We start from the raw sequence: 19,200 nt of genomic DNA, 5'->3' as shown, positions 1-19,200 counted from the left end.
GCGGGGTTACGGTGTTCTCGACATAGCGGGTACCCGGGGCGACACTTGTGCGGCTGCCGGCTCGCAGCAGCTTCGCAGGTCCCACAAGGAGGGTGTCCCAGTGTCCCGCCGCAGAATCGGCTTCTGGTACCGCTTGGCCGCGGTCATCTGCAAACCGCCGCTCTTGGTTCTGTTCAAGCGGGACTGGCGGGGAATGGAGCACATTCCGGTCGACGGCGGTTTTATTACCGCGGTCAACCACAACTCGTATCTTGATCCGCTCTCCTATGCGCACTATCAGTACAACACCGGGCGGGTCCCCCGATTCCTCGCCAAGGCCGGACTCTTCAAGAGCGGCTTTGTCGGCATGGCGATGCGCGGAACGGGACAGATCCCGGTCTACCGGGAAACCACCGACGCCGCCACCGCGTTCCGGGCCGCCGTCAACGCCATCGAGAAGGGCGAATGCGTCGCCTTCTACCCCGAGGGCACCCTCACCCGTGACCCCGCGATGTGGCCCATGCAGGGCAAGACCGGCGCCGCCCGGGTCGCGCTGCTCACCAAGGCCCCCGTCATCCCCGTCGCCCAGTGGGGCGCCAACGAGGCGATGCCGCCCTACGCCAAGGAGAAGAAGTTCCGGCTTCTCCCGCGCAAGACCCTGCGGGTCAAGGCCGGTCCGCCGGTCGACCTCAGCGAGTTCCACGGCAAGGAGCCCACCGCCGAGGTGCTGCGCGCCGTCACCGAGAAGATCATGGCCGCCATCACGGCCGAACTGGCCGTGCTGCGCGGCGAGACCGCGCCGGCCGAACCGTTCGACTACCGCAAGGAGATCGCCCGGGAGCGGCGGGCCGCCCGCGAGGCAGCCCGGGCCGCCAGGGCCGCGGAGACGGCCGGCACCGACGACACCGCACGGGAACGGGCCGAGTCCGCCGCTCCGGCCGCCCCCGTCCAGCAGGCCCGAAGCAACCGGCAGGCACAGGAGGATGAAGGCAAGTGACGCGCTGCGCCGTCTTCGGCACGGGGTCCTGGGGCACCGCATTCGCGATGGTGCTCGCCGACGCGGGATGCGAGGTGACCCTGTGGGGGCGCAGAGCGGCCCTCGTCGACGCCATCAACACCGGCCGCACCAACCCGGACTACCTCCCGGGCGTCGAGCTGCCCGAGGGCGTACGGGCCACCACCGACCCGGCCGAGGCCGCCCGCGGGGCCGACTTCACCGTGCTCGCCGTGCCGTCCCAGACGCTGCGCGCCAACCTCGCCGAGTGGGCGCCCCTGCTGCCCTCCGACACGGTCCTGGTCTCCCTGATGAAGGGCGTCGAACTGGGCACCGCCAAGCGCATGAGCGAGGTCATCGAGGAGGTCGCCAAGGTTCCCGCGGACCGCGTCGCGGTGCTGACCGGACCCAACCTCGCCAAGGAGGTCGCCGCCCGGCAGCCCGCCGCCGCCGTGGTGGCCTGCGCCGACGAGTCCGTCGCCCGGCGCCTCCAGACCGCCTGCCACACCGCGTACTTCCGCCCGTACACCAACACCGACGTGGTGGGCTGCGAACTGGGCGGCGCGGTCAAGAACGTCATCGCGCTCGCGGTCGGCATCGCCACCGGCATGGGCCTGGGCGACAACGCCAAGGCGTCCCTGATCACCCGCGGACTGGCCGAGACCACCCGGCTCGGTCTGGCCATGGGCGCCGACGCGCACACCTTCGCGGGCCTGGCCGGCATGGGCGACCTCGTCGCCACCTGCTCCTCGCCGCTCTCCCGCAACAACACCTTCGGCACCAACCTCGGCCGGGGCATGTCGCTGGCGGAGACCATCGCGGTCACCAAGCAGACCGCCGAGGGCGTCAAGTCCTGCGAGTCCGTGCTCGATCTGGCCCGCCGGCACGGCGTCGACATGCCGCTCACCGAGACCGTGGTGGAGATCGTCCACGAGGGCAAGCCGCCGCTGGTGGCCCTCAAGGAGCTGATGTCCCGCACCGCCAAGCCGGAACGGCACTGACCGCGACGGAACGGCACCGACCGCGACGGGGCGCACGGCACCGCGCCGCCATGCCCCCGACCGGCCGCCGCCGCGCTGCCCCAACCCCTACCAGCAGGTACCCTCAAGCCGATATGAGCAGCGAGACCTCCACCCACAAGCCCCGCGTCGCCGTCGTGTTCGGCGGCCGCAGCTCCGAGCACGCCATCTCGGTCGTCACCGCCGGAGCCGTGCTGGCCGCCATCGACCGTGACAAGTACGACGTGCTGCCCATCGGCATCACGACCGACGGCCGCTGGGCGCTGACCGCCGACGACCCCGGGCGGATGGCGATCACGGACCGGAAGCTGCCCAGCGTGGCCGAGCTGACCGAGGGCGACGAGGGCGCCGTGGTGCTCTCCGCCGACCCCACCAGCCGCGAGGTCGTCTACACCGAGCCCGGAGCGGTCCCCAAGGCGCTCGGCGAGGTCGACGTCGTCTTCCCCGTGCTGCACGGCCCGTACGGCGAGGACGGCACGCTGCAGGGCCTGCTGGAGCTGTCTGGGGTGCCGTACGTCGGCTCGGGCGTGCTCGCCTCGGCCGTCGGCCAGGACAAGGACTACATGAAGCGGGTGTTCGCCTCCTTCGGGCTGCCGGTCGGCCCCTACGAGGTCATCCGCCCGCGCGAGTGGGAGACCGACCCCGCGGCCGCGCGTAAGAAGATCGTGGACTTCGCCGGCGAGCACGGCTGGCCGCTGTTCGTGAAGCCCGCCCGGGCCGGCTCGTCCATGGGCATCAGCAAGGTCGACGACCTGTCCGGGCTGGACGAGGCCGTCGAGGAGGCCCGGCGCCACGACCCGAAGATCATCGTGGAGTCGCTGCTGCGCGGCCGCGAGATCGAGTGCGGGGTGCTGGAGTTCGAGGACGGCCCGCGGGCCAGCGTGCCGGCCGAGATCCCGCCGGTCACCGCGCACGACTTCTACGACTTCGAGGCCAAGTACATCGACTCCGCCGCCGGCATCGTGCCGGCGCCGCTGACCGCCGAGCAGACCGCGAAGGTCCGGGAACTGGCCGTCGCGGCCTTCGAGGCGGCGTCCTGCGAGGGCCTGGTCCGCGCGGACTTCTTCCTGCAGGACGACGGCGAGTTCGTGATCAACGAGATCAACACGCTGCCCGGTTTCACGCCCATCTCGATGTACCCGCGGATGTGGCAGGAGAGCGGCGTGAGCTACCCCGAACTCATCGACCGGCTCCTCCAGGCGGCCCTGACCCGCTCGACGGGCCTGCGCTGAGGACGGGCCGGGGCTGAGCGCGGGCCGCGCCTGAGAGCGGGCCGCGCTGCCGACGGGCCGCGCCGGGCGGGCCCTTGGGGGTGGGGCGAACGGATCCCGTAGGGGACGTGAGCGCCCCTTGCGGGGCCCAACGCGGCCGGGTGGGGCGGTATTCCGCCGGGCGGCCGGGCGGGCCCCGGCCGGGTGCCCGCCCAGGGCAAGCGCCCTAGGGCGCTTCTGGCGGATCTCCGCGGCGTCGCGGCGCCTGGCACGCACTCTCGCGGCGTTGCCGAAATGTCTCCATAGCTCCGCTATGAAGCCATCCCGGCGCCTTGCGAGAGCACGCACCAGGCGCCGCTCCTTGCTCCACGGAGATCCGCCAGAAGCGCCCTAGACCCCCGCCGGGATGTTCTTCTTCACCGCGGCCGCGAGGTCCGGCAGGACGTTGACCTCCGGGGCGTACCTGCCCGGCACGGTCACCTCGACGTTCACCTTCCGCAGCACCGTCGTGAAGCGGTAGCCGTCGTCCTGCTTCTCGAAGAGCCACTGGACGCCGTCGACTTCCGCCGAGTCGGTGTTGGGGTTGTAATGTTCACTCCCGTGCCTGAGCACCTCCGGCTTGGACACCCCGCAGCGCAGCTCCACGGCAGGATCGCCCCATATGGCAGTGAAGTCCGAGACCGGCTCGGCGGTACCCCGTCGCAGTCCGTCCACGGTCCGCGGCAGGTCCTCCTGGAGTGCCCGGCAGTTCCGCGCGGCCTCACCGGTGGGGGAGGGCGGTGCCACCTCCGGCGCGGACGAGCAGCCCGCGGCCGCGGCCACCACGACGAACAGGGGCAGTGCGGCCAGGTACCGGTGTCTCGCGCGTCTCACCCGGCCGAGCATACGGGGGCGCTAGAGATGCACCACCGGGCAGGTGAGCGTCCGCGTGATGCCTTCCACTTGCTGGACCTTCGCGACCACCATGCGACCCAACTCGTCGACGGTGTCCGCCTGCGCGCGCACGATGACGTCGTAGGGTCCGGTCACGTCCTCGGCCGTCAGCACGCCGGGGATCTTCGCGATCACCTCGGCCACCGCCGAGGCCCTGCCGACCTCGGTCTGGATCAGGATGTAAGCCTGTACCACGGAACCTCCAGGGCGGCTACGAGGATCATGTGGGAAGAAGGGACGCCACGGTACCGCGTCACCGAGCGGAGCGGGGAGACCCGCGCGGTGAACCGGTCCGGTGCGGCGCAGTCGTCAGCCACGTACGGACCGTCCGTACACATCGGAAGGGCAACAGCATGAAGGGCACCGTGGGCGAGCTGGGGGAGTTCGGGCTTATCAGAGAGCTCACCTCCCGGCTCACCTCCACTCCCGCCGTACGGATCGGGCCGGGGGACGACGCCGCGGTGGTCACCGCGCCGGACCGCAGGGTCGTCGCCAGTACCGACATTCTCCTCGAAGGACGGCACTTCCGCCGCGACTGGTCCACCGCCTACGACGTCGGCCGCAAGGCCGCCGCGCAGAACCTCGCCGACATCGCGGCGATGGGCGCGGTGCCCACCGCGATCCTGCTCGGCCTGGTCGTCCCCGCCGAACTCCCCGCCACCTGGGCCACCGAGCTGATGGACGGGCTGCGCGACGAGTGCCAGGTGGCCGGCGCCGCGGTGGTCGGCGGGGACGTCGTCCGCGGCGACACCATCACCATCGCCATCACCGCCCTCGGCGACCTGCGCAACCAGGAACCGGTGACCCGGGCCGGCGCCCAGCCCGGCGACGTCGTCGCGGTGACCGGCTGGCTCGGCTGGTCCGCGGCCGGCCACGCGGTGCTCTCCCGCGGCTTCCGGTCCCCGCGCGCCTTCGTGGAGGCGCACCGCCGCCCCGAACCGCCCTACCACGCGGGCCCGGCCGCCGCGGGCCTGGGCGCCACGGCCATGACCGACGTCAGCGACGGCCTCGTCGCCGACCTCGGGCACATCGCCGAGGCCAGCAAGGTCCGTATCGACCTGCGGTCCGCCAACATCGACATCCCCTCACAGATGTCCGATATCGGTACGGCGGTCGGCGTGGACCCGATGCAGTGGGTGCTCAACGGCGGCGAGGACCACGCGATCGTGGCCACCTTCCCGCCCGACGTGAAGCTGCCCGCCCGCTGGAAGGTGATCGGCGAGGTCCTCAACCCCTCGGCGCTGCCCCAGGTGACCGTGGACGGCGCCCCCTGGGCCAAGGCCGGCTGGGACCACTTCGGGGACGACGGGGACGCCGAGTAGCCCCGGAGGGCGGCCGGGTAGATTCGCCGGCATGCGCACACCTCCCCGCGTCCTGACCGTCGCCGGCTCCGACTCCGGCGGCGGTGCGGGCATCCAGGCCGATCTGAAGACGATGCTGGCGCTGGGCACCCACGGCATGAGCGTGCTCACCGCCGTCACCGCGCAGAACTCCCTCGGCGTCCAGGGCGCGTGGGAGCTGCCCGCCGAGGCGGTGCGCGCCCAGTTCCGCAGCGTCGTCGACGACATCGGCGTCCAGGCCGTGAAGACCGGGATGCTGTCGTCGGCCGAGCTGGTCGGCACCGTCGCGGAGCTGCTCGCCGGGCTCTCCGTCCCGGTCGTCGTCGACCCCGTCGGCGTCTCCAAACACGGTGATGCGCTGCTGGCCGCCTCGGCGCTGGACGCGGTCCGCACCAAGCTGCTGCCGGCCGCGACGGTCGCCACCCCCAACCTCGACGAGGTGGCGCAGCTCACCGGTATACGGGTGCGGACCGCGGACGGGATGCGCCGGGCCGCCGCGGCGATCCTGGCGTTCGGGCCGCGCTGGGCGCTGATCAAGGGCGGCCATCTGCCGGCCGGTGCCCCGGATGCGGCCGGCGAGGCCGTCGACCTGCTCACGGACGGCAGTGCGGAGCACTGGCTGCGTGCCCCGCGCCATGACAACCGGCACACCCACGGCACCGGCTGCACCCTCGCCAGCGCCCTGGCCGCCCGGCTCGCGCACGGTGACACCGTCCCGCAGGCCGCCACGGCCGCCAAGGAGTACGTCAGCGGCGCGATCGCGGCCGGCTTCCGGCTGGGCGCGGGCATCGGGCCCGTCGACCACGGGTGGCGGCTGCGCGGCGCGCACTGACCGCGACACTCCCCGGGCCCCCGGTGCTATGGCCCGCAGTGCAATGGCAGAAGCCGGCCCACCATCGAGGTGGACCGGCTTCGACAAGCAACCGGCGGGGCTGCGCTACGGCTAAGGCGTCAGCGCGAGACCTTGCCGGCCTTGATGCACGAGGTGCAGGCGTTCAGCTTCTTCGGCGTGCGCCCGATCACTGCACGCACCGTCTGGATGTTGGGGTTCCAACGACGGTTGGTGCGGCGATGCGAGTGCGAGACACTCTTGCCGAAGCCCGGCCCCTTGCCGCAGACGTCGCAGTTGGCAGCCACGGGTCACTCCAAAGACTTCAGATGCACTTACGGTGAGAACCCATCGGGCCGAGTGCATGGCCGTGCCGGCGCCGAAGGGAGAGGAATGGCCCGATTTTCATCGGGCAACCGGAGCAGCATACAACGGCCGCTCCCGCAGGACGAAACTACCACGCACCCTCCGGCCCCCGCCCCGGCCGTCCCGGCGGACGCGACTACTGTGCGGGTGCATCCCGCGACCCTCAGGAGGACGACGTGCCCTACCCGCTCGACGCCGCCGCCGTCCGTACCTGGTGCGGGCTGGCCCTGGAGGCGCTCGGGCGGGAGCGCGAGCGGATCGACGCGATCAACGTCTACCCGGTCGCCGACGGCGACACCGGCACCAACCTCTACCTGACGCTGGAGTCGGCCGCCCGCGCGGTCGAGGCCGCCTTCGACGGCCACGGCTCGGCCGGCACCGCGCCCGGCCTCGGCGACGCCGTGGGCGCGATGGCGCACGGCGCCCTCATCGGGGCGCGCGGCAACTCCGGCACCATCCTGGCGCAGCTGCTGCGCGGCATGGCCCAGGTGCTGGCGGCCGCCCCGGCCGGCGGCGAGGCGGGCGCGGACGCCCTGCGGCGGGCGCTGCGGCGGGCCGCGACGGCCGCCTACGAGGCGGTGGCGCACCCCGTGGAGGGCACCGTGCTGACCGTGGCGACGGCCGCCGCAGGCGCCGCCGAGCGGGCCGCCGGCGAGGCCGCCGAGGTCGCCCGGGCCGCCCACCGGGGCGCCGCGGAGGCGCTGCGGGCCACCCCGGGGCAGCTCGCGGTGCTGGGGAAGGCGGGCGTGGTGGACGCGGGCGGCTGCGGGCTGGTGGCCCTGCTGGGCGCGCTCGCCGACGCGCTGTCCGGGGAGGTCGGCGCCGCTCCCGTCGCCCTACGGGCCGACGGGCCGCTGCCGGAGCCGGCCGGCTGCGCGGCGGCGGGCCCCGAGGCGGGCGGCGGCGATCCGCACGCAGGCGGCCCCGCCTTCGAGGTGATCTACCTGCTGGAGGCCGGGGACGCCGAGGTGGCCCGGCTGCGGGCCCGGCTGGACCGGCTCGGCGACTCGCTGGTGGTGGTCGGCGGGGACGGCCTGTGGCACGTCCATGTCCACGTCGACGACGCCGGGGCCGCGGTGGAGGCCGGAATCGAGGCCGGCCGGCCGTACCGGATCCGGATCACCCACTTCGGCGCGGGCGGCCGGGCCAAGGAGCCCGCGCTGGCGGCCCGGGCCGTGGTCGCGGTGGTGCCGGGTGCGGGCCTCGCCGGGCTGTGCGTACAGGCCGGCGCGACCCCGGTGACCGTACGCCCCGGGGAGCCGCCGGCCAGCGGCGAACTGGTCCAGGCGATCCGGCAGGCCCGCGCCCGCGAGGTGATGCTGCTGCCCAACGACCCGGAGCTGCGGCACACCGCGGCGGCCGCCGCCGAGCAGGCCCGCACCGAAGGCGTCCGGGTCGCCGTCATCCCCACCCGCTCCGCCGTCCAGGGCCTGGCGGCGCTGGCGGTCCACGAGCCGGGGCGCAGCTTCGACGAGGACATGGTCGCGATGACCGCGGCGGCCGGCGCCACCCGCTACGCCGAACTGGCCGTCGCCGAGCACCGCTCCTGGACGATGGCCGGGGTCTGCCAGGCCGGCGACGTGCTCGGCCTGATAGACGGGGACGTCGCGGTGATCGGGCCCGACCTCGTCCGCACCGCGACGGCGGTGCTGGACCGGATGCTCTCCGCGGGCGGCGAGCTGGTCACCCTCGTCCTCGGCGCGGACGTCCCCGATTCCCTCGCCGAACGGCTTCAGCGGCACGTCCGGGAACGCCATCTCGCGGTGGACACCGTCGTCTACGAGGGCGGCGAATACGCGGCGCCGCTGCTGATCGGCGTGGAATAGCGCGCCGCGCCGCGGTTTTCGCGACGTCCGCCGGAATACCGCCGATACCGGCCGCATACCGTCCGGATACCGGATCCGCCGGGAATTCCCGGCCGCGGAAAGCGGCGGTGGTGGCTGGTTGTCAGTGGCGTGGTGTGCAATGGAACGCGTGGCAGCGCTCGACGAACCCCTGAAGAAAATCCTCGGCGGCACCACCGCGAAGGTCCTGGCCGAGCACCTCGGCCTGGAAACGGTCGGCGATCTGCTGCACCACTATCCGCGGCGCTATGCCGAGCGCGGTGAGCTGACCCGGCTGTCCGACCTGCCGCTGGACGAACACGTCACGGTCGTCGCCCGGGTCGCCGACGCCCGCGTCCTGAAGTTCAACCAGGGCCGCGGCCAGCGGCTGGAGGTGACGCTCACCGACGGCAGCGGCCGCCTCCAGCTGGTCTTCTTCGGCAAGGGCATCCACAAACCGCACAAGGACCTGCTGCCCGGGCGGCGCGCGATGTTCGCGGGCAAGGTCTCGGTCTTCAACCGCAAGCTCCAACTCGCCCACCCCGAATACCAACTCCTCGACGGCGACGCCGACGGCGGGGCCGTCGACGCCTTCGCCAACCAGCTCCTGCCGATCTATCCGGCGTGCCAGCAGATGGCCTCCTGGAAGATCGCCAAGGCCGTCGACGCGGTCCTGCCCAGCGCCCCGGACGCCGTGGACCCGCTGCCCCCGGGGCTGCGCGAGGGCCGCGGCCTGGTCCCGCTGACCGAGGCACTGCTGAAGATCCACCGTCCCGCCACCAAGGCCGACATCGCCGACGCCCGGGCCCGCCTGAAGTGGGACGAGGCGTTCGTCCTCCAGGTCGCGCTCGCCCGCCGCCGCTTCGCCGATGCCCAACTCCCCGCCGTGGCAAGGAGGCTGACACCGGGCGGCATCCTCGACGCGTTCGACGCGCGGCTGCCCTTCACGCTCACCGAGGGCCAGACCAAGGTCAGCCGGGAGATCTTCGACGACCTCGCGACGGAGCACCCGATGCACCGCCTCCTCCAGGGCGAGGTCGGCTCCGGCAAGGCCCAGCCGCTGGACGCCCTGGTGCTCACCCCGCGCGGCTTCCGTCCCATGGGCGAGATGGCGGTGGGCACCGAGGTGGTGGTGCCCAGCGGGGCGACCGCCCTGGTGGACGGGGTGTTCCCGCAGGGCGAGCGGGAGGTGTGGCGGCTGGTGCTCTCCGACGGCAGCACCGTCGAGTGCGACGACGAACACCTGTGGATCGCCGCCGCCCACGGCACGGGGGAGCGGGTGCTGACGACGCGCGAGCTGCGCGGCGATCTGCTGGACGACGACGGCCGCCCCCGCTGGTCGATCCCCCCGGCCACCCCGGTGGACCTCGACGACGGCGGACCGCGCCCCCTCGACGCGTACGCACTGGGGCGGACGCTGGGCGCGGGCGGCACCGGCCCGGCCGGCCGCACCGTCCCCGACGCCTACCGCAACGCCCCCGCCAAGGACCGCCGGGCGCTGCTGGCGGGCCTGCTCGCGACCGGCGGCGCACCCGAGGGCGGCGGCACGCTCTTCCGCGCGGCACCGGAGCCACTGGCCGCCGACCTCGCCTGGCTGGCGCGCTCCCTGGCCGGTACGGCCCGCACCGTCCCCGCAGCGGACGGCGGCCTCGACGTCCACGTGGCGCTCCCCGAGGACGACGGACCCGCCCTCCGGCGCACCGTCCAGGCCATCGAGCCCGCCGGCCGCAGGCCCGTCCAGTGCATCAGCGTCGCGCACCCCGACCACGCCTATGTGACCGACCACTTCACGGTCACCCACAACACCATGGTCGCGCTGCGCGCCATGCTCGGCGTCGTGGACAGCGGCGGCCAGGCGGCGCTGCTCGCGCCCACCGAGGTGCTGGCCCAGCAGCACCACCGCTCCGTCACGGAGATGATGGGCGACCTCGCCGAGGGAGGGATGCTGGGCGGCGCGGAGCGGGGCACCAAGGTGGTGCTGCTGACCGGCTCGATGGGGGCCGCGGCCCGCCGCCAGGCGCTGCTCGACCTGGTCACCGGCGAGGCCGGCATCGTCATCGGGACGCACGCCCTCATCGAGGACGTGGTGCGGTTCCACGACCTCGGCCTGGTCGTCGTCGACGAACAGCACCGCTTCGGCGTCGAGCAGCGCGACGCCCTCCGCTCCAAGGGCAAGCAGCCCCCGCACCTGCTGGTGATGACCGCCACCCCGATCCCGCGCACGGTCGCCATGACCGTCTTCGGCGATCTGGAGACCTCCGTCCTGGACCAGCTGCCCGCCGGCCGCTCGCCGATCGCCAGTCATGTGGTGCCCGCCAAGGACAAGCCGCACTTCCTCGCCCGCGCCTGGGAGCGGGTCCGCGAGGAGGTGGCCGCCGGCCACCAGGCGTATGTGGTCTGCCCCCGGATCGGCGACGACGAGGACGCCCCCGCGCCCAAGGGCAGGAAGACAAAAGACGCCAAGGACGCCAACGACGCCGCGGCGCAGCCGAGTTCACCGGAGGACCTGGCCGAAAAGCGCCCCCCGCTGGCGGTCCTCGACGTCGCCGAGCAGCTGCGCGAGGGCCCGCTCGTCGGCCTGCGGGTGGCGGTGCTGCACGGCCGGATGGCCCCGGACGACAAGGACGACGTGATGCGCCGGTTCGCCGCCGGCGAGCTGGACGTGCTGGTGGCCACCACCGTCATCGAGGTCGGGGTCAACGTCCCCAACGCCACCGTCATGGTGATCATGGACGCGGACCGCTTCGGCGTCTCCCAGCTCCACCAGCTCCGCGGCCGGGTCGGCCGCGGCTCGGCGCCCGGCCTGTGCCTGCTGGTCAGCGAGATGCCCGAGGCCAGCCCGGCCCGCGCCCGGCTCGCCGCGGTCGCCGCCACCCTCGACGGCTTCGAACTCTCCCGCATCGACCTCGAACAGCGCCGCGAGGGCGACGTCCTCGGCCAGGCCCAGTCCGGCGCCCGCTCCTCGCTGCGGATGCTCGCCGTCATCGAGGACGAGGAGGTGATCGCGGCGGCCCGTGAGGAGGCCACCGCCCTGGTCGCCGCCGACCCCGAGCTGACCGGCTGCCCCGAGCTGCGCACGGCACTGTCCGCCCTGCTGGACGACGAACGGGAGCAGTATCTGGACAAGGGCTGAGCCACCAAGGGCTGAACCACCCGCATCCGGCCAAGGGCCGAGCCACCCGCGAGGCAGCGCGCGCCGCCCCCCCCGTGAGAACGATCACGGTCGGCCGGTGCCGGGGCCGGGCCCGCCCCGTGAGGGACGGACATATCGTGGGGAGAGCGGAGCCCGCCAGGGCGTCCGCCCCTCTTCCGGGACGCGCTCAAACGTAAGGACGGGCCCATGACCCGCGTGATCGCCGGTGCGGCCGGCGGCCGCCGCCTCGCCGTGCCGCCGGGCAACGGCACCCGCCCCACCTCCGACCGGGCGCGCGAGGGCATGTTCTCCACCTGGGAGTCGCTCGACGGCCCGCTGACCGGCGCCCGGGTCCTCGACCTCTACGGCGGCTCGGGCGCGGTCGGTCTGGAAGCGCTCTCCCGCGGCGCCGCGCACGTCCTGCTGGTCGAGGCCGACGCCCGCGCCCTGCGCACCATCCGGGAGAACGTCAAGGCGGTCGGTCTGCCCGGCGCCGAGGTCCGGGCCGGCAAGGCCGAACAGACCGCCGCCGCCCCGGCCCCCGGCGAGCCGTACGACATCGTCTTCCTGGACCCGCCCTACGCCGTCGGCGACGCCGAACTCCGCGAGATCCTGCTCACACTCCGTGGTCAGGGGTGGCTTGCCGAGGAGGCACTCGTCACCGTGGAGCGGAGTACCCGGGGCGGTGCGTTCGCCTGGCCGGACGGATTCGAAGCGATCAGGGCCCGTCGCTACGGCGAGGGGACGCTTTGGTACGGTCGCGCCGCTTCGGCGTCCGCCGAACCGACGTCAGCGACCGTGTCATGAACGGACCGGAGAGCAAGGAGACGAAGTTGCGCCGCGCCGTCTGTCCTGGATCCTTCGACCCCATCACCAACGGGCACCTGGACATCATCGCCCGGGCCTCCAAGCTGTACGACGTCGTCCACGTCGCCGTCATGATCAACCAGTCCAAGAAGGGCCTGTTCACGGTCGAGGAGCGGATCGACCTGATCCGGCGGGCCACCGCCGAGTACGGCAACGTCGAGGTCGAGTCCTTCCACGGCCTGCTCGTCGACTTCTGCAAGCAGCGCGACATCCCCGCCATCGTCAAGGGCCTGCGCGCGGTCAGCGACTTCGACTACGAACTCCAGATGGCCCAGATGAACAACGGCCTCTCCGGGGTGGAGACGCTCTTCGTGCCCACCAACCCCACCTACAGCTTCCTCTCCTCCAGCCTGGTCAAGGAGGTCGCGGCCTGGGGCGGCGACGTCTCCCACCTGGTCCCGCCGTTCGTCCTCGACGCGCTCACCGAACGGCTCCGCAACAAGCCGTGACCCGGCATCCGGTGCGGTGGGACCGGCACTGAACTGACGGCTCGTCAGTAGGTGTCGGGACGGGGCTCCTGGCCGTACAGTCGTCCCGTTCCGTCTTCCGATCCTGCAGAGAGTGGCGAGTCCAAGGTGGACGTCCAGAAGAAGCTCGACGACATCGTCGCAGCCGTCGGCAGCGCCCGGTCCGTGCCCATGTCGGCCTCGTGCGTGGTCAACCGCGCAGAGCTGCTCGCCATGCTGGAGGACGTGCGCACCGCGCTGCCCGGTTCCCTCGCCGAGGCGCAGGAACTCCTCGGCGGGCGCGAGCAGATGGTGGAGCAGGCCCGCGCCGAGGCCGAGCGGATCATCGAGTCCGCGCACTCCCAGCGCGGTTCGCTGGTCTCGGACACCGAGGTGGCCCGCCGCGCCCAGGACGAGGCGGACCGGATCCTGGCCGAGGCACGCCGGGAGGCCGAGGAGATCCGCGCCCAGGCCGACGACTATGTCGACAGCAAGCTCGCCAACTTCGAGGTCGTGCTCACCAAGACCATCGGCGCCGTCGACCGCGGCCGCGAGAAGCTGCTCGGCCGCGGCCCCGGCCTCGACGAGCAGGGCTACGAGGACGCCGAGGCCCCCGAGCGCAGCGCCGACCCGGAGACCCTCCGGCAGCGCGCCGACGCCTACGTGGACACCAAGTTCGGCGCCTTCCAGGCCGTCCTGACCAAGACCCTGGAGGCGGTCGGCCGCGGCCGCGACAAGCTCCAGGGCGCCCGCCCGATCGACGAGCTCGGCGCCCACCTCGCCGCCCAGGACGACCCGCAGAGCGCCGCCCCGCCGCAGGCCGACGCGGAGTACCTCGCCGGCCTGGCGGACGTCGCCCCGGTCCAGGAGGCGCCGCTCCAGGAGGCCCCGCCGGCCGTGCCCCACGACCCGACCCAGGGCCCGCAGCCCGGCTACTACGACGGCCAGGCCGCCGCCTACCAGCAACCGGACGGCTACCCCTACCAGCACCCCGAGCAGGTCCCCTACACCCAGCACCAGGACCTCTACGGCTACGACTGGCAGCAGCAGGCCGCCCAGCTCCCCCAGCAGGGCTACGACACCGGCGTCGGCTACGACCCGCAGCAGCTGCCCCCGCAGCCCCAGCACACCCCCCAGCCCCAGGCCACCCAGCCCGCCGCCCTGGACGAGACCAGCCTCTTCGACACCAGCCTGATCAACCTCGACCAGCTGCGCCAGTACGAGCAAGGGCGCCACTAGCGCCCGCGGGCGCCGGCTGTACCGGCGGGCGCCGGCCCGGTGGCCGACGGACGACCGGGCCGATTGGGCCTAACGGGGGCCGTCCAGTATCCTGGCTCTTCGGTCGCGTGTATGTCCGCGATCACTGCTGCCCGCACGCCGGATTCCGGCCGTGGACGGCTGATACCGCAGTACAGAAAGCAGGAAAGTCTTGGGCGCCCGCCTCGACCACCGTTCCCCGCTCGTGTTCGACACACGCGAGCTGGGTCGTCGTCCCGGCACGCTCAAGCGGCTCTCCCGCTCCGCCGAGGCCCCCGCGGACCTCGGCAACGAGGTCATCGGAGTGCCCGAGGGCGCGCCCGTTGAGCTCGACCTCCGCCTGGAAGCGGTCATGGACGGGGTGCTTGTCACAGGCACCGCCCGTGCGACCGTGACGGGGGAGTGCGTAAGGTGTCTGGAGCCGCTGGAGCGAGTGCTCGAAGCGGACTTCCAGGAGCTGTTCGCGTACCCCGACGCCGACGCCCGGACCACCGTGTCCGGCGACGACGCCGAGGACGAGGAGGACACGCTCTACATCGAGGACGACCTGGTCGACCTTGAACCCGTGCTGCGGGACGCGGTGGTGCTGGCACTGCCGCTGCAGCCGGTGTGCCGGGAGGACTGCCCGGGTCTGTGCTCCGAGTGCGGAGCGCGGCTGGCGGACGACCCGGACCACCACCACGACGCCGTCGACATGCGCTGGGCGGCACTGAAGGAACTCGTCGGGTCCGACCAGGACGACGAGATGGACAATGAACCCCGCCGCGACGGCGGGGATGAACCTCAGGAGAAGTAGCCGTGGCTGTTCCGAAGCGGAAGATGTCGCGCAGCAACACGCGCCACCGCCGGTCGCAGTGGAAGGCTGCGGTCCCCACCCTGGTTGCGTGCGAGCGCTGCCAGGAGCCGAAGCAGCAGCACATCGCGTGCCCGAGCTGCGGCACCTACAACAAGCGCCAGGTCATCGCGGTCTGAGCGGCTGGTGACAGGCACTGTGTCTAGCCCGAAGAAGGCAGCGGACAGCCCTTCGTCACTGCGCGAAACGGCACCGGCGGACACGGTCTCGTCCCTCTCGCTTCTGGAAGGGCGGCTCGGGTACACACTTGAGTCCGCCCTTCTGGTGCGTGCGCTGACGCATCGCTCGTACGCCTACGAGAACGGCGGTCTGCCCACCAACGAGCGGCTCGAATTCCTCGGGGATTCGGTCCTCGGCCTGGTGGTCACGGACACGCTGTACCGCATCCACCCCGACCTGCCGGAAGGCCAGCTGGCCAAACTGCGGGCCGCGGTGGTCAACTCGCGGGCGCTCGCCGAGGTGGGCCGCGGCCTCGACCTCGGCGCCTTCATCCGCCTCGGCCGGGGCGAAGAGGGCACGGGCGGCCGGGACAAGGCCAGCATCCTCGCCGACACCCTCGAAGCGGTGATCGGCGCGGTCTATCTCGACCGGGGTCTCGACGCGGCCGGCGAGCTGGTGCACCGGCTCTTCGACCCGCTCATCGAGAAGTCCTCCAGCCTGGGCGCCGGCCTCGACTGGAAGACGAGCCTCCAGGAGCTCACCGCGACCGAGGGGCTCGGCGTTCCCGAGTACCTGGTCACGGAGACCGGCCCCGACCACGAGAAGACTTTCACTGCTGCCGCCCGCGTCGGTGGTGTCTCGTACGGCACCGGCACCGGCCGCAGCAAGAAGGAAGCCGAGCAGCAGGCGGCCGAGTCGGCGTGGCGCGCGATCCGTGCCGCGGCGGACGAGGCGGCCGGGAAGACGCCGCACGGCGACGACCCGGCGCAGGCTTCCGGCGACACCGCGTCGCCGACACACTGAATCCCCGTTTCTGACCCCTTCCGGGCGGCCCCGTCGCCGTCCCGGGCGGGGTCAGAAGCCTTTCCGGGCCCCGGCCACCGCCCCGGTCCTCCCGGTATCTCCCGGCTCTTCTTTCCCGTTCGTTTCCGTCGCCCCCCTTCATCTCCCTTCGTCCCCATTCGTTTCCGTCAGGAGCGCCCGTGCCCGAGCTGCCCGAGGTCGAGGTCGTCCGCCGCGGACTGGAACGCTGGGTCAGCGGCCGCACCATCGAGGCGGTCGAGGTCCGCCACCCGCGCGCCACCCGCCGGCACACCGCCGGCGCCGCGGACTTCGCCGCCCGGCTCACCGGGCTGCGCGTCGGCCCGGCCCGCCGCCGGGGCAAGTACCTCTGGCTCCCGGTGACCGGCGGCGGCCCGGCCTCCCAGAGCGCCGCCGAGGGCATCGCCCCCGTCGTCACCCCGTCCGTCACCCACGGCCTGGCGATCCTGGCCCACCTCGGCATGAGCGGACAGCTGCTGGTCCAGCCGCAGGACGCCCCCGACGAGAAGCACCTGAGGATCCGGATCCGCTTCACCGACACCGGCGCCCCGCCCGAGGCAGCCGGTACCGAACTGCGCTTCGTCGACCAGCGCACCTTCGGCGGCCTCTCGCTGCACGACACCGTGCCCGGCGACCCCGACCTGCTCCCCGACGTGATCGCGCACATCGCCCGTGACCCGCTCGACCCGGCCTTCGACGACGCCGCGTTCCACGACGCGCTGCGCCGCCGCCGGACGACGATCAAGCGCGCGCTCCTCGACCAGACCCTGATCAGCGGCGTCGGCAACATCTACGCCGACGAGGCGCTGTGGCGCTCCCGGCTCCACTACGACCGGCCCACCGCCACCTTCACCCGGCCCCGCACCGCCGAGCTGCTCGGCCACGTCCGGGACGTGATGACCGCCGCGCTGGCCGTCGGCGGCACCAGCTTCGACAGCCTCTATGTCAACGTCAACGGTGAGTCCGGCTACTTCGAGCGCTCCCTGGACGCCTACGGCCGCGAGGACGAGCCCTGCCGCCGCTGCGGTACGCCGATCCGCCGCCGCCCCTGGATGAACCGGTCCAGCTACTTCTGCCCGCGCTGCCAGCGCCCGCCGCGGCCGCGCTGAACGGACCGGGGCGGGGCGGGCCCGTGGCCACCTGCCTCAGAAGCCGAACTCCTGGGCCCACCACGGTCCGCCCGGGCCGAAGTGGGCGCCGACCCCCAGGGACGTGTACTCGCAGTTGAGGATGTTGGCGCGGTGCTCCGCGTTGTTCATCCACGAGTCCATCGCGGAGTGCGCGTCGGCCTGTCCCCGGGCGATGTTCTCCCCGCCCAGGTTCGCTATGCCCTGGGCGCGGGCCCGGTCCCAGGGCGTGTGGCCGTCCGGATCAGTGTGGCCGAAGAACCCGCGCCGGGCCATGTCGTCGCTGAACCGCTCGGCCAGACCGGTCAGTTCGTCGTCGGCGGTGACCGGCGCGCACCCCGCCCCGGCCCGCGCCCGGTTGACCAGCGAGACCACCTCGGCCTCGGCCGCCGCCTCGGTGCCACCGCCGGTTATCGGGGCGGCGGTCGGGGACACCGAGGGCCGGGGCATGGCGGTCGTGGTGCCGCCGGTCGGCGACGCGGACGGCCGCCCGCCGGGCACCCGGGTCGGGGTCGCGACGGGCCGGGACGCCGACGGGGAGGCGCCGGGCGAGGCGGGGGAGGTCGCGGAGCCGGTCCGTCCCGCACCCCGCGAGGCGGTGTTTCCGCCGTCCCCGCCGTCCCCGCCGCTTCCGCCTCTTCGCGCGCCCCCGCCGTCGCGCCCGGCCACGTCCGAGGGCCCGGTCACCGGTGCGGAGACGCTCTCCTGCGGCAGGGCGTCCGGCAGCGCGCCGGCCCGCACCCGGCCGGCGCCGTCGCCGCCACCCACCACGAACCGCCCGCCGCCCGGGACGAGTCCGGACGCCACCGCCACCGCGCCCATCGCCACCGCGGCCGAGGCGCCGAGCAGTCCGGTGCGCACCGGCGCGGTCCGGCGGGCCGCGCGGTGACCCCGGTGCCCCGCGGGCGCGACCGCACCCGTCGGACCGTCAACCTGCCCCGTACGAGGGCGTTCCGGAACGTGGGGAGCAGAGCGTCGGTGGCGGCCCATCCGCAGAACTTCCTTCCCTCAGCGTGCAGATGCCTCACCCGAAAGGGTGAGTCCTCGCTGTCGGGGGACTGTACGCCATGACGCACGGGGCGGATGTGCTTGCTGAGCAATTGGCCGGTTAACGTGCACACATGGATCAGGAAGTGCGGATGACCGCGTGGGTTCGCGGGCGGGTCCAGGGAGTTGGGTTCCGCTGGTTCACCCGAGCGAACGCCTTGCGCATCGGCGGGCTCGCCGGCTTCGCGGTCAACCTCGGCGACGGGCGCGTGCAGGTCGTCGCCGAGGGGCCGAAGGACCGCTGCGAGGAACTGCTGGAGTGGCTCCGCACCGGGGACACGCCCGGGCAGGTCGACGGCGTCACTGAGATCTGGGCCACGCCGCGGGGCGGCTACGACGGCTTCGAGATCCGCTGAAGGGCCCGGGACAGGCCGCCCGGACGGCCTCACCGGGCCCTTTCGCCGGTGCGCCTTCGTGAGCTGCTTACGGGAGATAAGCCCTGGTGGTTGCCAACTCGGCCGACCCGTGCAAGGCTGCCGCTGTACGGATGATCTCCACGCCCCGCGGGACCTTTCTGGAGAGTGGGCGCCATGCCCTGGCGGCCGCGCACTCTCAGGTGCCCAAGGATACGGGGCGTGATCGTGTTGACCCTCCATCCGTTTGGTGAGACGCTGGAATCCCCGCGCACCTTAGCTGTTTGGCATTGAGTACACCTGGAGAATGACAAGCACCGCGGGTGCGAATCCCTCACGACCCACACCGCTTCGGTCGGTCACTCATTGTGGAGGACCATCCATCATGGCAAAGGCGCTTCTCGGTTACGTCGGCGGTTCCGACCCCCGAGTCCTCGCCGAGATGCGACGGCTTCAGCAGCGCGTCCAGGATCTCGAATCCGAGCTCCTTCGGATGCAGGCCGAGAACGACATGCTCTCCGCTGCCGCGCGTCGCGACGATTCGGTGCTCGACCTCGACGTACCCCAGGCGGAGCCCGCGCTCACCTGACCCCGCCCAGGGTCGGACGGCACGCCAGCCGCTTGAGGCACCGCAGATGCTTT

20 protein-coding genes are annotated in these 19,200 nt (G+C 72.9%); 16 read left to right on the top strand and 4 right to left on the bottom strand.

All coding sequences use genetic code 11. The features are described from left to right. Positions 1–100 precede the first annotated feature (100 nt). From ACRAS8_RS10580 to ACRAS8_RS10570, 3 genes are all read left to right on the top strand, one after another. Positions 101–976: a lysophospholipid acyltransferase family protein gene (locus ACRAS8_RS10580; RefSeq protein ID WP_438485685.1), complete on the top strand. Its 876-nt coding sequence runs from the start codon at positions 101–103 to the stop codon at positions 974–976. Continuing rightward, entirely contained in the window at positions 973–1,974 is a 1,002-nt protein-coding gene (locus ACRAS8_RS10575; RefSeq protein WP_438485684.1) for an NAD(P)H-dependent glycerol-3-phosphate dehydrogenase, read from the top strand. Before ACRAS8_RS10580 ends, ACRAS8_RS10575 begins: the two co-directional genes overlap by 4 nt. 113 nt (positions 1,975–2,087) lie before the next feature. Next, positions 2,088–3,224 (top strand): D-alanine--D-alanine ligase family protein, encoded by a 1,137-nt coding sequence (locus ACRAS8_RS10570; protein WP_438485683.1) that lies wholly within the window; start codon positions 2,088–2,090, stop codon positions 3,222–3,224. A gap of 369 nt (positions 3,225–3,593) precedes the next feature. Here the strand turns inward: ACRAS8_RS10570 and ACRAS8_RS10565 are convergent, their stop codons facing one another. Beyond that, entirely contained in the window at positions 3,594–4,088 is a 495-nt protein-coding gene (locus tag ACRAS8_RS10565) for a DUF3515 domain-containing protein (protein WP_438485682.1), read from the bottom strand. Positions 4,089–4,097: 9 nt separating this feature from the next. Further along, positions 4,098–4,331, bottom strand: a complete 234-nt coding sequence (locus ACRAS8_RS10560) for an Lrp/AsnC family transcriptional regulator (protein WP_018541151.1) — start codon at positions 4,329–4,331, stop codon at positions 4,098–4,100. Between the two features lie 158 nt (positions 4,332–4,489). On the opposite strand from ACRAS8_RS10560, the gene ACRAS8_RS10555 reads away from it, so the two are divergent. Beyond that, positions 4,490–5,458: a thiamine-phosphate kinase gene (locus ACRAS8_RS10555; RefSeq protein WP_438485681.1), complete on the top strand. Its 969-nt coding sequence runs from the start codon at positions 4,490–4,492 to the stop codon at positions 5,456–5,458. 31 nt (positions 5,459–5,489) lie between these two features. Next, positions 5,490–6,308 (top strand): bifunctional hydroxymethylpyrimidine kinase/phosphomethylpyrimidine kinase, encoded by an 819-nt coding sequence (gene thiD, locus ACRAS8_RS10550; protein WP_438485680.1) that lies wholly within the window; start codon positions 5,490–5,492, stop codon positions 6,306–6,308. Between the two features lie 119 nt (positions 6,309–6,427). Here the strand turns inward: thiD and rpmB are convergent, their stop codons facing one another. Then, positions 6,428–6,613, bottom strand: a complete 186-nt coding sequence (rpmB, locus tag ACRAS8_RS10545; RefSeq protein WP_006602870.1) for a 50S ribosomal protein L28 — start codon at positions 6,611–6,613, stop codon at positions 6,428–6,430. Positions 6,614–6,847: 234 nt separating this feature from the next. Here rpmB and ACRAS8_RS10540 point away from each other — a divergent pair, with 234 nt between their 5' ends. The 9 genes from ACRAS8_RS10540 (at position 6,848) to mutM (ending at position 17,140) form a co-directional block, all read left to right on the top strand. After that, positions 6,848–8,497: a DAK2 domain-containing protein gene (locus ACRAS8_RS10540; protein WP_438485679.1), complete on the top strand. Its 1,650-nt coding sequence runs from the start codon at positions 6,848–6,850 to the stop codon at positions 8,495–8,497. Between the two features lie 139 nt (positions 8,498–8,636). After that, positions 8,637–11,627, top strand: a complete 2,991-nt coding sequence (locus tag ACRAS8_RS10535; RefSeq protein ID WP_438485678.1) for a helicase-related protein — start codon at positions 8,637–8,639, stop codon at positions 11,625–11,627. 207 nt (positions 11,628–11,834) lie between these two features. Then, positions 11,835–12,434 (top strand): 16S rRNA (guanine(966)-N(2))-methyltransferase RsmD, encoded by a 600-nt coding sequence (gene rsmD / locus ACRAS8_RS10530; RefSeq protein ID WP_438485677.1) that lies wholly within the window; start codon positions 11,835–11,837, stop codon positions 12,432–12,434. A gap of 26 nt (positions 12,435–12,460) precedes the next feature. After that, the gene (coaD, locus tag ACRAS8_RS10525; RefSeq protein ID WP_438490414.1) at positions 12,461–12,943 is read left to right on the top strand and encodes a pantetheine-phosphate adenylyltransferase; all 483 of its coding nucleotides are present in this window, start codon (positions 12,461–12,463) and stop codon (positions 12,941–12,943) included. A 126-nt stretch (positions 12,944–13,069) separates the two neighbouring features. Continuing rightward, entirely contained in the window at positions 13,070–14,179 is a 1,110-nt protein-coding gene (locus ACRAS8_RS10520; RefSeq protein WP_438485676.1) for a cell division initiation protein, read from the top strand. A gap of 223 nt (positions 14,180–14,402) precedes the next feature. After that, positions 14,403–14,993, top strand: coding sequence for a YceD family protein (locus ACRAS8_RS10515; RefSeq protein WP_438485675.1), 591 nt, complete (start codon positions 14,403–14,405; stop codon positions 14,991–14,993). 2 nt (positions 14,994–14,995) lie between these two features. Further along, positions 14,996–15,169 (top strand): 50S ribosomal protein L32, encoded by a 174-nt coding sequence (rpmF, locus tag ACRAS8_RS10510; protein WP_016578620.1) that lies wholly within the window; start codon positions 14,996–14,998, stop codon positions 15,167–15,169. Positions 15,170–15,176: 7 nt separating this feature from the next. Beyond that, positions 15,177–16,013 (top strand): ribonuclease III, encoded by an 837-nt coding sequence (gene rnc / locus ACRAS8_RS10505; protein WP_438485674.1) that lies wholly within the window; start codon positions 15,177–15,179, stop codon positions 16,011–16,013. A gap of 179 nt (positions 16,014–16,192) precedes the next feature. Further along, positions 16,193–17,140: a bifunctional DNA-formamidopyrimidine glycosylase/DNA-(apurinic or apyrimidinic site) lyase gene (gene mutM, locus ACRAS8_RS10500; RefSeq protein ID WP_438485673.1), complete on the top strand. Its 948-nt coding sequence runs from the start codon at positions 16,193–16,195 to the stop codon at positions 17,138–17,140. 36 nt (positions 17,141–17,176) lie between these two features. Here the strand turns inward: mutM and ACRAS8_RS10495 are convergent, their stop codons facing one another. Further along, positions 17,177–18,148 (bottom strand): CAP domain-containing protein, encoded by a 972-nt coding sequence (locus ACRAS8_RS10495; protein ID WP_438485672.1) that lies wholly within the window; start codon positions 18,146–18,148, stop codon positions 17,177–17,179. 131 nt (positions 18,149–18,279) lie between these two features. Between ACRAS8_RS10495 and ACRAS8_RS10490 the strand changes: the two genes are divergently transcribed. Continuing rightward, complete coding sequence (locus tag ACRAS8_RS10490) at positions 18,280–18,561, top strand: acylphosphatase (RefSeq protein WP_438485671.1); 282 nt, start codon at positions 18,280–18,282, stop codon at positions 18,559–18,561. A 382-nt stretch (positions 18,562–18,943) separates the two neighbouring features. Beyond that, positions 18,944–19,147 carry a hypothetical protein gene (locus tag ACRAS8_RS10485; RefSeq protein WP_018541165.1) on the top strand — a complete coding sequence of 68 codons (204 nt, stop codon included), beginning with the start codon at positions 18,944–18,946 and terminating at the stop codon, positions 19,145–19,147. Positions 19,148–19,200: the final 53 nt, after the last annotated feature.

Origin of the sequence: Streptomyces sp. S186 (assembly GCF_051603415.1) — a bacterium.
Lineage (GTDB): Bacteria > Actinomycetota > Actinomycetes > Streptomycetales > Streptomycetaceae > Streptomyces.
This window is presented reverse-complemented; position numbering and strand designations above follow the sequence as displayed.

Coding starts and splice junctions, on each gene's coding strand:
- ACRAS8_RS10555 (WP_438485681.1), top strand. CDS start 4,490: ATGAAGGGCACCGTGGGCGAGCTGGGGGAGTTCGGGCTTATCAGAGAG.
- ACRAS8_RS10495 (WP_438485672.1), bottom strand. CDS start 18,148: ATGGGCCGCCACCGACGCTCTGCTCCCCACGTTCCGGAACGCCCTCGT.
- thiD (WP_438485680.1), top strand. CDS start 5,490: ATGCGCACACCTCCCCGCGTCCTGACCGTCGCCGGCTCCGACTCCGGC.
- ACRAS8_RS10490 (WP_438485671.1), top strand. CDS start 18,280: ATGGATCAGGAAGTGCGGATGACCGCGTGGGTTCGCGGGCGGGTCCAG.
- ACRAS8_RS10570 (WP_438485683.1), top strand. CDS start 2,088: ATGAGCAGCGAGACCTCCACCCACAAGCCCCGCGTCGCCGTCGTGTTC.
- ACRAS8_RS10485 (WP_018541165.1), top strand. CDS start 18,944: ATGGCAAAGGCGCTTCTCGGTTACGTCGGCGGTTCCGACCCCCGAGTC.
- ACRAS8_RS10535 (WP_438485678.1), top strand. CDS start 8,637: ATGGAACGCGTGGCAGCGCTCGACGAACCCCTGAAGAAAATCCTCGGC.
- rsmD (WP_438485677.1), top strand. CDS start 11,835: ATGACCCGCGTGATCGCCGGTGCGGCCGGCGGCCGCCGCCTCGCCGTG.
- ACRAS8_RS10565 (WP_438485682.1), bottom strand. CDS start 4,088: ATGCTCGGCCGGGTGAGACGCGCGAGACACCGGTACCTGGCCGCACTG.